At 70.8% G+C, this 12,740-nt stretch carries 10 protein-coding genes; 3 read left to right on the forward strand and 7 right to left on the reverse strand.

All coding sequences use genetic code 11. The features are described from left to right. Nucleotides 1-48: 48 nt before the first annotated feature. Genes ABXS86_RS06180 through ABXS86_RS06190 form a run of 3 tightly spaced genes read left to right on the forward strand, consistent with a single transcriptional unit; the run spans nucleotide 49 to nucleotide 3,769 of the window. Nucleotides 49-1,449, forward strand: a complete 1,401-nt coding sequence (locus tag ABXS86_RS06180) for an O-antigen ligase family protein (RefSeq protein ID WP_353665953.1) — start codon at nucleotides 49-51, stop codon at nucleotides 1,447-1,449. Then, complete coding sequence (locus ABXS86_RS06185; protein WP_353665954.1) at nucleotides 1,446-2,759, forward strand: O-antigen ligase family protein; 1,314 nt, start codon at nucleotides 1,446-1,448, stop codon at nucleotides 2,757-2,759. The genes ABXS86_RS06180 and ABXS86_RS06185 overlap by 4 nt, the downstream gene beginning before the upstream one ends. Beyond that, a complete protein-coding gene (locus ABXS86_RS06190; protein WP_353665955.1) occupies nucleotides 2,756-3,769 on the forward strand; it encodes a glycosyltransferase family 2 protein in 1,014 nt (337 codons plus the stop codon). Before ABXS86_RS06185 ends, ABXS86_RS06190 begins: the two co-directional genes overlap by 4 nt. On the opposite strand, the gene ABXS86_RS06195 is transcribed toward ABXS86_RS06190, so the two are convergent. The 7 genes from ABXS86_RS06195 to ABXS86_RS06225 all read right to left on the reverse strand — a co-directional run bounded on the left by ABXS86_RS06195 (nucleotide 3,754) and on the right by ABXS86_RS06225 (nucleotide 12,740). Beyond that, nucleotides 3,754-4,494 (reverse strand): ABC transporter ATP-binding protein, encoded by a 741-nt coding sequence (locus ABXS86_RS06195; RefSeq protein WP_307209710.1) that lies wholly within the window; start codon nucleotides 4,492-4,494, stop codon nucleotides 3,754-3,756. The two genes, ABXS86_RS06190 and ABXS86_RS06195, sit on opposite strands and share 16 nt — an antisense overlap. Then, entirely contained in the window at nucleotides 4,494-5,285 is a 792-nt protein-coding gene (locus ABXS86_RS06200) for an ABC transporter permease (protein ID WP_353665956.1), read from the reverse strand. Before ABXS86_RS06200 ends, ABXS86_RS06195 begins: the two co-directional genes overlap by 1 nt. A gap of 26 nt (nucleotides 5,286-5,311) precedes the next feature. Continuing rightward, on the reverse strand, nucleotides 5,312-7,336 hold the full coding sequence (locus ABXS86_RS06205) for an acyltransferase family protein (RefSeq protein WP_353665957.1): 2,025 nt from the start codon (nucleotides 7,334-7,336) through the stop codon (nucleotides 5,312-5,314). Then, complete coding sequence (locus ABXS86_RS06210) at nucleotides 7,333-7,854, reverse strand: SGNH/GDSL hydrolase family protein (protein ID WP_353665958.1); 522 nt, start codon at nucleotides 7,852-7,854, stop codon at nucleotides 7,333-7,335. The genes ABXS86_RS06205 and ABXS86_RS06210 overlap by 4 nt, the downstream gene beginning before the upstream one ends. 137 nt (nucleotides 7,855-7,991) lie before the next feature. Beyond that, entirely contained in the window at nucleotides 7,992-9,128 is a 1,137-nt protein-coding gene (glf, locus tag ABXS86_RS06215; protein ID WP_154096032.1) for a UDP-galactopyranose mutase, read from the reverse strand. Between the two features lie 56 nt (nucleotides 9,129-9,184). Further along, nucleotides 9,185-11,314, reverse strand: a complete 2,130-nt coding sequence (locus ABXS86_RS06220; protein WP_353665959.1) for an acyltransferase family protein — start codon at nucleotides 11,312-11,314, stop codon at nucleotides 9,185-9,187. Between the two features lies 1 nt (nucleotide 11,315). Beyond that, complete coding sequence (locus ABXS86_RS06225; protein WP_409988248.1) at nucleotides 11,316-12,740, reverse strand: sugar nucleotide-binding protein; 1,425 nt, start codon at nucleotides 12,738-12,740, stop codon at nucleotides 11,316-11,318.

Raw genomic sequence — 12,740 nt, forward strand, 5'->3', positions numbered from 1 at the left:
GGCCGGGCCCCCTCGTCTCCGGATGCCGACGGGTACCCTGAGATCACCATGGCGATGTACACGAATCACCCGGTGTCGGCGGTGCCGACGGCGCCCCCGCGCGAGACGACGGGGCACCTGCTGCTGCGCGCCTGGTGCGTCTTCGTGCTCGTGCTCGCCCTCGGCGGCGTCGGGCTCGTCAACGCCGTCGGTCCGGTCGTCACCGCGGTGGTGGTCGTGGCCTCGGCCGTCGTCTCGGCCGTCGTCTGGCTCGTGACGCGCCCGCCCTTCGCCGTCCGACGCCTGCCCTGGCTGGCCTTCGGCTACGTCGCGTGGGCGATCGCCTCGCTCGCGTGGAGCGCCTGGCCCGCGGCATCCGCCCTCACGCTCCTCCTGCTGGTCATCACGACGTTCCAGGGACTCTTCGTCGGCGCCATGCTCACGTGGCGCGACGTCGTGCGGGCTGTCGCGTCCGCGGCGAAGTGGATCGTCGGCCTCTCGCTCTTGTTCGAGGTCGCCGTCTCGCTCATCGTGCGCGGCCCGCTCCTGCCCGGGTTCGTGGTGCCCTCCGAGCGCATGGACCCCATCGTCTACTGGTCGCGGGACAACCTCTTCGACGGCGGTCGCATCCAGGGCGTGTTCGGCAATGCGAATCTGCTGGCCGCCGTGATGCTCGTCGCCATCATCGTCTTCGCCGTGCGCATCGCCGCGGGCGCGCCGCGCCGCGCCCTGCTGTGGGTGTGGATCGCGATCGCCGCCTTCCTCTTCGTGCGGGCGGGATCGGCCACCGCCTTCATCGCCGCGGCGTTCGTCGCCCTCGTGCTGGGCACGGTGCAGGTCATGCGCACCGCGCGCCGCCCCGGCGAGCGCACGCGCTGGTACCTGCTGTACGCCGCGGTCGGACTCGGCGGCGGGGCCGTGCTGTGGTTCGGCCGCGACGCCCTCTTCGGCGTGATGGGCCGCGGAGCCGACCTCACCGGCCGCGAGGGCATCTGGGCCGACGTGATCGCCCGCGCCTCGCAGCACCCGTTCATCGGGTGGGGCTTCTCCACTCCCTGGATCGCCACCGAGCCCCTCTTCGACGGATGGATCGTCGACCACGGCCAGACCGTCGTGCAGGCGCACAGCATGTGGCTCGACGTCTTCCTGCAGCTCGGCGGGATCGGCGTCGCCCTGCTCGGCCTCGTGTACCTCGCGTACGTGTGGCGGTCGTGGTTCTTCGCCGTCGACCGCCCGCGCTGGGACCTGCGCGACGACCGCCCGCACTCCCCCCTGACGCTGCTGCCAACCCTGATCGGTGCACTGCTCGTGGTGCAGGGCCTGACCGAGTCGGGCCCGCTGCTGCTGTGGGGCTGGATGTTCGTGGTGCTGTTCGGCGCGAAGATCAAGCAGACCCCGCTGGTCGGGGTGGGACCGAGCGAGCAGAGCATCTCGATCGAGCGCGGCGAGCTGCCGAGACCCGCACCGTGACCGGCGCGCCGGACGCGCGGCGACCGCTTCCTCCGCTGTCGTCGCCCGCGTTCGCCCGCGCCTTCGCGCTCGCGGTGTTCGCCGCCGTCTTCGCCCGCTACGCGATCGTCGCGGTCGCGGGAGAGGTCACCTGGGCCACCATCGTCGCCGGACTGTGCGCGGTGGGGGCGGCCGTGCTGTACGTCCGTCGCGATGAGCTCGAGCTCGTGCGCCTCGCCCCGACGACGCTCGTCCTGCTGGTCGCGTGGGCCGGCGCGAGCGTGTTCTGGAGCCCGAGCGCGACCCACTCCCTCGGCGGCTGGTCGGCCTTCGCGGCGCTCGCGTTCCTCGCGGTCGTCCTCGGCCACGTCCGCGACGCCCTGCAGACCGTGCGGGCTCTCGGCGACGTGCTGCGCTGGCTGCTGGGCGTCTCGCTCGCGCTCGAGGTGCTCAGCGGCATCCTGCTCGATCTGCCCATCCCCTTCCTCGGCATCCAGGGCGCCATCGCCGAGCTGGGTCCGGTGCAGGGGATCTTCGGCACCCGCAACGCGCTGGGCTTCGTGACGGTGATCGCCCTCATCACCTTCCTCGTGGAGTTCCGCACGCAGTCGGTGAGCGTGGCCACGGCGATCGCCTCGGTCGTGCTCGCGGGTGCCCTCGCGGCGCTGAGCGGCTCGCCCACCGTGATCGTCGTCGCCGCCGCGACGGGGGTCGCCGCCCTCGCCCTGTGGACGATGCGTCGCGTGCCCGCCGCCTGGAGGGGACGAGCGCAGGCCGCGCTCGGCTCCGTCGTCGTGGTGGGGATCGCGGGCGCGTGGGCCTTCCGCGCCCCTCTCGTCGACACCCTCGGCGCCGGAGCCGATCTGACGCTGCGCACCGACCTGTGGGCGCGGCTGGTGCACCTGAGCGAGATGCGCCCCGTGCAGGGCTTCGGCTGGTTCGGCGAATGGGTGAACGACGCCGTGCCGTTCGCCCTGGTGCCCCTCGGCCTCGGCGAGACGCACGCCTCCGCACTGAACGCCTACCTCGACGTGCTCCTGCAGCTCGGCGCGGTGGGCCTGCTGCTGTTCGTCGCCCTCGGCGGGCTCGGGCTCGCGCGCGGGTGGCTCGTCGCGAGCGATCGCCGCTCGGTCGTGCACGCGTGGGCGCCGCTGACGCTGGTCGCGCTGTTGACGGTGTCGATGTTCGAGAGCTTCACCCTTACCGGCGCCGGCTGGCTGCTGCTGGCGCTGTGCGCGGTGCGCGCGGGCCAGTCGCGGTCGTGGCGCGAACGCCTCGAACAGCGCATGGCGTCTTCACCGACGGGAGGCTCCGAGGAGGGCCGGTTATGATCGTGCGTGCTATGACCGCGCACGCCGACGCCACCCCGATCCCTGCGGATTCCGCATTCGACCCGTCGTCGGCGACCATCGTCGTCGTCACCTACAACCGCACGCACCTGCTGACCCGCCTGCTCGACAGCATCGAGCGGATGGATCCCTCGCCCGGGCACCTCGTCGTCATCGACAACGCGTCCACCGACGACACCACCGCGGTCGTCGAGTCGTACCGCGATCGCCTCCCCACGACGCTGGTGTATCGCCGCCTCGAGACCAACACGGGCGGTTCGGGCGGTTTCAGCGAGGGCATGCGCGTCGCCTACGAACTCGGTTCCGAGTGGATCTGGCTGATGGACGACGACGTCGAGGTGGTCTCCGACGGCCTCGCGCGCATGGGGCACTGGGCTCCGCGTTTCCGCAGCATCCAGGGCCGCCGCTACGACTACGACGGCAGCGAGTTCTACTGGCAGTACCGCGTGGCCGAGTCGATGGCGATCCCCATCCCCTTCGCGCCGGCCGGCTTCGACTCGTCGGGGTACAAGCCGATGAACTCCGGATGCTTCGAGGGCATGTTCATCCACCGCGACATCGTCGCGCGGATCGGCCTTCCCGACCCCCGCTTCTTCATCTACTGGGACGACCAGCTCTACGGCTGGCTCGCCTCGCGGCAGACGCCGTCGGTCATCGTGAACGAGTTCGTGCTGCGACGCACGCGCGAGATCAAGCAGTGGGACATGGGCATCCGCCACATGAACGCCTCGAGCGACGCGTACCGGTACTACATCATGCGCAACCGCGCGTACCTGCAGAAGTACTACCGCGAGCTCGGTGTGTACCGGCCGCTGCCCTTCGCCGCGGGCACGGCGCTGACCTTCGTCAAGGAGCTCATCCGCCTGGTCGTGGTGGAGCGCAAGGCCAAGGGCACGAGCCACCTGTTCCGCGGACTCCGCGACGGGCGCCGCATCGCGCGCGACGCGTCGTGGAAGCCCATGCCGCCGCTCGCGCCTCAGCCCGTCGCGTAGTCGACGTTGTAGCGCTCGAGCACCTCGGCGATCGGGGCGTCGAGCACGAGGGCGCCCTTGTCGAGGTACAGCCCCCGCGTGCAGAAGCGGCGCAGATCGCGTTCGTTGTGGCTGACGAAGAACAGCGTGCGCCCCGCCGCGAGCAGCTCGTCGATGCGCCGGTAGCATTTCTCGCGGAACGCGCGGTCGCCGACGGCGAGCACCTCGTCGACGAGCAGGATCGGCTCGTCCAACTGCGACACCACCGAGAACGCCAGGCGCACCTTCATGCCGTTCGACAGGTGCTTGTAGGGGGTGTCGACGAAGTCGCCGATCTCGGCGAAGTCGATCATGTCATCGAAGCGGCGCGACACCTCGGCACGCGGCATCCCGTGCAGTCCCGCCGTCAGGCGCACGTTCTCGCGCACCGTGAGGTCGCCGACGAAACCGCCGGTGATCTCGATGAGCGGGGCCACTCCCCCCTCGACCGTCACCTGTCCCTCGTCGGGCAGCAGCACCCCGGCGACGAGCTTCAGCAGCGTCGACTTGCCCTGGCCGTTGCGCCCGACCACGCCGATCGACTCCCCCGGCTCGACGCGGAACGACACGTCGCGCAGGGCCCAGAACTCGTCGGGGCGCGAGCGTCGCTCCGCGCCGCCGAACAGGTCTTTGAACGAGCGGCCCCCGCGGCGGTTGCGCCGGAAGCGCACGCCGAGGCCGTCCACCTCTATCGCGGGACCGGGCATCACAGCTCCTTCAGCACGGGACGCTCGAGCTTGGGAAAGACGAGTACACCGAGACCCAGGATGCCGAGGCTCACGGCCGCGCCCACGACGACGGTCAGAGTGTCCCACTGGTCGGGGAAGAACCCGACGCGGTACAGGGTGAAGATGCCCGACAGCGGGTTGAACGCGGCGATGTCGGCGAAGACCCCCGGCAGGTTGTGCACGCCGTAGATGATCGGCGAGGCGTAGAACAGCGCTCGCAGCACCAGGCGCGTGGTGCGCTCGAGATCGCCGAACATCACGCACAACGGCGCGATGATCAGACCGAGCCCCACCAGCAGCGCGGTCTGCAGCACGACCGCGAGGGGGAAGGCGAGCAGGGCCCACGACACCTGCGCGCCGCCGAACACCGCGAACAGCACGAGCACCGGGAGCGAGAAGAGGAACTCGACGCCCTTACTCACGACGATCCTGTCGACCCAGATCCAGCGTGGGATCGAGGTCGAGCGCACGAGCCGGGCGTCCTTCTTGAACGCCTTCGTGAAGTCGCTCACCGCGGAGTTGAACCACACCCACGGCAGCAGCGCCGTGATGAGGAACACGATGTAGGGCTCCTCGCCGACTGTGCGGTGGAACACCTGGGTGAAGACGAACCAGTAGATCGCGCTCATCACGAGCGGATCGAGCACCGACCAGAGGTACCCCAGCGCGCTGGTGGAGTAGCGCACCCGCAGATCGCGCGCCGACAGCAACCACAGCGAGTGGAGGGAGCGCCGCACGGATCCGGGGGCGCCGACGGCGGCGGGGGTCATCCGCACGATTCTACGCGAGCGCTCCCTCAGCCGATCGGGATGCCCGGGATCTCGGCGAGAGCCGCACGGACGGCGGGGGCGAGACTGCGGGCGTAGGTGCCGGTGAGGTGGTTGTCGTCGAGGTAGACCGCCACGTTGCCGATCGCCGCCCGGCAGCGCCCCTCGGGACAGAGGTACTCGGTGAGATCGAGCAGCGAGACGTGCGGGTCGTCCGCGAGCGCCACCGCGGGATTCGCGGGCGCCTGGACCGTGGCGAGGTCGCGGCCGCACTCGTCGGGGGTCTGCTCCAGACAGGTGAACATGTCTTCGTGGAACCGCGGGTTGTCGCGCATGAGCAGCACCTCGGTGCCCGAGGCGACGACCTCGCCGATCACGCGGTCCAGCCCCGCCGGCACGCGCTCCTGATCCGACTCGGGCACGGCCTTGGTGCCAATGAACATCGCGACGGCCGCGGGAACGGCCACCGTGTACGCCGCGGCCGCGGTGCGCCACTCGCGGCACTCGTCGTCGGCGTCCTCGTCGGGGGCGAGCGAGCACCCGCCCTTGAGCAGGGCGACGACGTTCCAGCCGTCGTCCTGCAGCACCGGCAGAAGGGCGCCCAGCCACTGCTGCGCGTGCGAGTCGCCCACCGCGATGAAGGTCGGCGCCGCCGGGTCGACGACCGTCTGCACGCACGACCCGTCGAGACGATCGTCGTTCGGCGCGAACGCGTCGTCGCACGGGCCGTCGAGGGCGATCCACTCGTCCTCGAGCTGCGTGCCCAGCGGTGCGAGGGGGGCGTCGTCGTCGGCGCGGGCGTCGGTCCAGGGCATCAGCACCTGCGCGCCCGGGTTCGCCTGGGGGCTGACACCGGCGGCCTGCACCGCGGATGCCGCTTGCCACGACGCCAGCGGAAGGGCGACCACGAGCAGCGAGACCACGACGAGCCGCGCGTCGCGAGGCGTGGAGGTGCCGATACCGCGCGCGACCGCGCGGACGCCGCGCGTGAGCAGCCACGCGGCGACGAGCGACAGCGCGATCACGACCAGCCCCTCGACGATCGACACGCGCGTCGAGTCGATGAGCACCATCGTGGCGACGAGGATCGGCCAGTGCACGAGGTAGAGGGCGTAGGCGATGCCGCCCACCGCCGTGACGGGGCGCGAGGCGAGCAGCGCGGACGCCCCGGCCGGACGCGCGGTGCGACCCGCGACGATGAGGGCGACGGCGGCCAGGGTGGGCCACAGCGCCGCCACGCCGGGAAAGCCCGCGCCCACGTCGAGCACGAGCCCGCAGGTGACGAGGGCGACGACGCCGACCCACCCCAGCACCAGGCCAAGCACGCGACCGACGTGAAGTCGCGGCACGATCAGCGCGGCGAGCGAGCCGAGGGCGAACTCCCACAGCCGGGCCCAGGTGTCGAAGTAGGCGGCCTGCTGCGCCACGGTCGTCGCGACGACGGAGTATGTGAACGAGACCGCGAACACGGCGCCGAAGAGGATCGCGAGGACGCGGCGGACGGACCACTGCATCCTGCGGGCGAGCACCGCACCCGCGACCAGCAGCAGGGGCCACAGCACGAAGACCTGACCCTGCACCGACAGCGACCAGAAGTGCTGGAGCATGCTCGGGAAGGTCTCGGTGCGCGCGTAGTAGTCGACGGCCGCCTCGGTGAGCGCCCAGTTCTGCCAGTACGTCAACGACGCCCACGCCTGCTCCCAGACGGCGCGCCATTGCGAGCTGGGCAGGACGAGGGCGGCGAAAGCGAGCACAGCGGCGATCGTCACCGCGGCCGCAGGAAGCAGTTGGGCGAAGCGCCGCGCCCAGAAGGCGGGCAGCGTCGCGAGCGACAGGGTGTCGGCCCGCCGCAGGAACGACCCGGTCAAGAAGTACGCCGACAGCAGCAGGAACACGTCGACCCCGCCCGAGACCCGGCCGAGCCACACGTGGTACACGACCACGAGCAGGATCGCGAAGGCCCTCAGACCGTCGAGGTCGGCGCGCCGACCGCCCGCCGTCGGGCGCGCGCGTTCGGCGCGGCGGGTCGTCGTGTCGGCGGAGGGCGTGGTCACGGGGCACCCAGATGCGCGGCGACGGCGTCGCCCGCCGCGGCGTAGCCCTCACGGGTGGCGTGCACGCCATCGACCGTCGACGCGGGCACCCAGGTGCCCTCGGCCGTGCGCGACCCCGTCCAGGGGTCGAAGAAGTCCCAGCCGCGAGCGGTCGCCTCGGCGCGCAGCTCGGCGTTCAGCGCGGTCGCCTCGGCGGCGAGGGCGTCGAAGGGGGCGATGGCCAGCACCAGCACCTCGGGCGCGTCGACGTGCGCGGCGATGGCCGCGAGGTTCTCGCGCACGATGTCGGTCGCGACCCCGGTGGCGAGGTCGTTGGTGCCCGCCATGACGACGAGCTGGTCGACGTGCGGGTCGAGCGCCTCGACGCCCGCGCGCATCGCGCCCGTGGTCGCCCCGTCGACGGCCCACCCCTCGACCGGGGCGAACGCGCCCGCCGGCAACCGGGAGGCCCAGGCGTCTCCGGACTGCTGCCCGGTGGCGAATGTGCCGCGGAAGCCCGTGGAGTTCGAGTCCCCCACCACGAAGACGCTGCGAGGCGCGGGCGACACCGACGCCCCCGGTTCCACGGTTGCGGATGCGGTCGGACCCGCCGTCGCGGCGCAGCCGGCCGTGGCCGCTGCCATCAGCAGCAGACCGACGGACGCGAGAACCCTCCTCACGCCAGCTGGTTGTTCCACATCGACAGAGCCGAACCGATCGCCATGTGCATGTCGAGGTACTGGTACGTGCCCAGTCGACCGCCGAAGTACACGTCGCTCTCGCCCTTGGCCAGCTCGCGGTAGGCCAGCAGGCCGCTGCGGTCGTCCGCGGTGTTGACCGGGTAGTACGGCTCGTCCTCGCGCGTGGCGAAGCGCGAGTACTCGCGCACCACGACCGTCTTGTCGGTCGGGTACCGGTCGGCGCGCTCGGGGTGGAAGTGCTTGAACTCGTGGATGCGCGTGTAGGGCACATCGGCATCCGCGTAATTCATCACGCTCGTGCCCTGGAAGTCGCCGATGGGCAGCACTTCCTGCTCGAAGTCGAGCGTGCGCCACGACAGCTCGCCCTCGGCGTAGTCGAAGTAGCGGTCGACGGGTCCGGTGTAGACGATCGGCACCTGACCCACGGTCGCCTTCTTGTTCAGCGGCTGCGACTCGTCGAAGTAGTCGGTCGAGAGCTTGACCTCGATGTTGGGGTGGTCGGCCATGCGCTCGATCCACGCGGTGTAGCCGTCGACGGGCAGGCCCTCCCACGTGTCGTTGAAGTAGCGGTTGTCGTACGTGTAGCGCACGGGCAGGCGCGAGATGACCTCGGCGGGCAGATCTTTCGGGTCGGTCTGCCACTGCTTCGCGGTGTAGTCGCGGATGAACGCCTCGTAGAGGGGCCGGCCGATGAGGGCGATGCCCTTCTCCTCGAGGTTCGCGGCGTCCTTCGCGTCGAATTCACCCGCGAGTTCGTGCACGAGGGCGCGCGCCTGGTCGGGCGTGTACGCGGCCTGGAAGAACTGGTTGATCGTGCCGAGGTTGATCGGCAGCGGGAAGACCACGCCCTTGTGCGTCGTGTACACGCGGTGCACGTAGCTGGTGAAGTCGGTGAAGCGGTTGACGTACTCCCACACCGTCGGGTTCGACGTGTGGAACAGGTGGGCGCCGTACTGGTGCACCTCGATGCCCGTCTCGGGCTCGTCCGCCGAGTAGGCGTTGCCGCCGATGTGGTGGCGACGGTCGATGACGGTCACCTTGCGGCCCGCGGCGGCGGCGCGCTCGGCGATGGTCAGGCCGTAGAAGCCGGAGCCGACGATGAGTAGATCCATGAGAAGAATGAGCTCCGAAGACGTGGCGGTGGGGCCGCGGGAGCGGCATGAGGATTCTACCCGGGGGGCGTCGGAGACCCGTCGTCGATCGCCCGGGCGATGTCGGCGGCCAGCAGACGCACGTAGACGAGGTTGAGGTGGTCGGCGTCGTAGTACACCGGCACCCCGCCCACGCTGGCGAGGCACTGGGTGTCGGTGCAGAAGCGGTCGGTGAGGTCGATCAGCCCCACCTGGTCGGCGCCCATCGCGTTCGCCGCGACGACGAGCGGATCAATGGGCTGCGCCTCCGCGCGCGGCACCGCGCAGGCGGCGGGGTCGGATCCGTTGATCGCGAGGCAGTCCGGATCCCGCACGGCCCCGTTCAACGGCGGATCCGCGAGCACCTCGACGTCGGCGCCCGCCGCGCGCCAGGCCGACCAGTCCGCGGTGAGCCCCTCGGTGAACTGCTCCTCGACCGACCGGCCGGACCCGTCGTCGAGCGTGTCGGCGCGAGCGGCCATCGAGGTGAACACGCGCGCCGGGCGCTCCGCGACGATCGCGTCGGACACGCCGCGCGACCAGTCGCGGCAGCGCTGCGCGTCCTGGGGCGCCCAGGGTCCGCGGAAGCCGAGGAAATCGACGTCGGCGACGGGGCATCCGCCGTAGAAGCTGATCGTCACGTCCCAGCCGCGCTCGCGGGCGAGGTCGAAGATCGCCCCCTGCCACTGCTGCGCGTGCGAGTCGCCGACGAGCCACACGTCCTCCGTCGCCTCACCCGACGGGGTGAAGTCGCACTCGCGGGTGGTGAGCAGTCCGTCGTAGCTGAGCTTCGGCAGCAGCTCGCCGCACTCGGCCGGGGTATAGAAGTACTCGTTCGCCGCGGTCATGGTCGTGTCTTCGGGCGCCGCGAACGGATCGCATCCGGCGGTCGCGAGCGCTGCGGGACCGGTGCAGGTTCCGACCTCGATCTCGGCCTCGGGCGAGTCGCGCGCAGCCGAGACGGTGTACCCGACGAGCAGTCCACCCGCCGCCAGCGCGACGACAACGATCCCCGTCACCATGAGCAGCATGCTGCGCCGCACGCTCTGCGCCCAGAAGCGCCACTTCTGCCCCGGGTCCTCGACGAGCACCTTCGTCGCCCAACTCAGCACGAGCGCGACGGCGAGGATCCCCAGGTCGACGATCCACGTGCGCGGCATCGACAGGGCGAACGGGGCGATCACGATGAGCGGCCAGTGCCACAGGTAGAGCGAGTACGAGATCCCGCCGAGCCACTGCACGGGACGCGAGCCCGACACGATCGAGTGCCACGCGCGGTCGCGCCCTCCGGCGGCGATGATGAGCGCGGTGCCCACGACCGGGACGACGGCGGCGATCCCCGGGAAGGGGGTCGTCTCGTTGTAGACGACCGCCGACACGGCCACGGCGATCGCCCCGACCGCCACGATCGCGCCGCGCGTGCGGCGACCGAGCGTCAGGCGGTGGGCGGTGAGGGCCACCACCGCTCCGGCCGCGAACTCCCACGCCCGCGTGAAGGTGACGAAGTACGCCTGACTGGGCATGACCATCGTGAACCAGACGCTCGCGCCGAGCGAGAGGACGCCGACGGCGATCACCGCGACGATCACCGCCGGCCGCAGCGTGGTCGCGGCGAAGCGAGCCGCCAGCGCAGCGGCTCCCAGCAGAACCAGCGGCCAGAGCAGGTAGAACTGCTCCTCGACCGACAGCGACCAGTAGTGCTGCACGGCGCTGGCGGAGTCGTTCAGCGCGGAGTAGTTCACCGAGAAGCCCGCGAGGGCCCAGTTCTCGACGTATCCCGCACTCGCGAGGATCTCGATCGCGTTGCGCTGCCACCGCGGGTACGGCAGGAACACGGCCACGAGCGCGGCGGTGGCGGCGAGCACGAGCAGGGCCGCCGGGAGGAGGCGGCGGATGCGCCGGGCGTAGAACTGCCCCAGAGCGATGCGCCCCGTCTTCGTCAGCTGGTCGACGAGGTGGCTCGTGATGAGGAAGCCGGAGATGACGAAGAAGACGTCGACGCCGACGTATCCCCCGGTCAGCCAGTGCGGCCGCAGGTGATTGACGACGACCAACCCGATCGCGAGCGCGCGCAATGCCTGGATGTCGGGGCGGAACGAGGACCTGCCTCGACTGCGCCGCGTGGGCGTCTGTTGCGGCGTGACCGCGGGGGTCGGACCGCCGCTCATCTCAGGACAACCCGCTGACGTAGGTCTCGAGGGAGGTGTCTGCGGGTGCGGGGGTGTAGCCGGTGTTCTCGAGGGTGGTGGTGTCGAGGGTGCTGTTGCGGGGGCGGGGGGCGATGGGTCCGGTGGTGGTGGCGTAGTAGTCGTCGGTGCTGACGCCGGTGACGCGGGCGGGGTCGTGGCCGGTGAGGGCGAAGACCTGGGCGGCGATTTGTGCCCAGGAGTGGGGTTCGCCGGTTCCGGTGAGGTTGTAGGTGCCGTGGGGGGCGTGGGTGTGCAGGAGGTGGCGGATGCCGCGGGCGAGGTCGTCGGTGAAGGTGAGGCGGCCGATCTGGTCGTCGACGACGCGGGGGTCGATGCCGCGGGCGGCGAGGGAGGCCATGGTGCGCACGAAGTTGTTGCCGTCGCCGATGACCCAGCTGGTGCGGAGGATGTAGTGGCGGGGGACGGTGGCGGCGAGGGCGTCGCCGGCGGCTTTGGTCTGTCCGTAGACGCCGAGGGGGCGTACCGGGTCGGTTTCGGTGTAGGGGCCGGTTTTGCTGCCGTCGTAGACGTAGTCGCTGGAGATGTGGACGAGGGTGAGGCCGTGGGTGGTGGCGATGCGGGCGAGGGCGGCGACGGCGGTGACGTTGGCGGCCCAGGCGTCTTCGCGGCCGTCGGGGGTTTCGGCGGCGTCGACTTTGGTGTGGGCGGCGGCGTTGATGATGGTGTCGTATTCGCGCCAGCGGCGGGCGGTGCCCAGCTCGGGTGAGGTGAGGTCGAGGTCCTCACGGGTGGCGTACTCGATCCAGGGGTGCTCGCCGAATTCCGCCCGCAGGGCCCGGCCCAGCTGGCCGCTGGCGCCGGTGATGAGGGTCTTCTTCGGCGGCATCGGCACCACCTCGCCCAGACGGGGGTGGTTCTTGTCCTTCGCGCTGATCTCGACCTCATCGAGGGGGATGGGCCAGTCGATGGCGGCGGTTTCGTCGGCGAGGTTGAGGAAGGTGTACGTCGCCTCGGGTGACCAGTGGTCGTTGACGAGGTAGGTGTACGCGGTGTCCGGCTCGAGGGTCTGGTAGCTGTTGCCGACGCCGCGGGGGACGAAGATCGCCTTCGAGGCATCGAGTTCGGTGGTGAACACCGCACCGAAGGTGTCGCCTTCGCGCAGGTCGACCCAGGCGCCGAAGATGCGGCCGGTGGCGACGGAGACGTATTTGTCCCAGGGTTCGGCGTGGATGCCGCGGGTGGTGCCGACGGCGTCGTTGAAGGAGATGTTGTTCTGCACCGGAGCGAAATCGGGCAGCCCGATGGTGTCGGCGGTCATCTTCTCGCGTTGCCAGTTCTCTTTGAACCAGCCGCGGGAATCGCCGTGCACCGGCAGATCCAGCACGATCAACCCCGGGATGGGGGTCTGGGTGACGGTGAGGGCCTTACCGAACGCGGTCACCAC

The sequence above is a fragment of the Microbacterium sp. che218 genome (assembly GCF_040436305.1).
Lineage (GTDB): Bacteria > Actinomycetota > Actinomycetes > Actinomycetales > Microbacteriaceae > Microbacterium > Microbacterium algihabitans.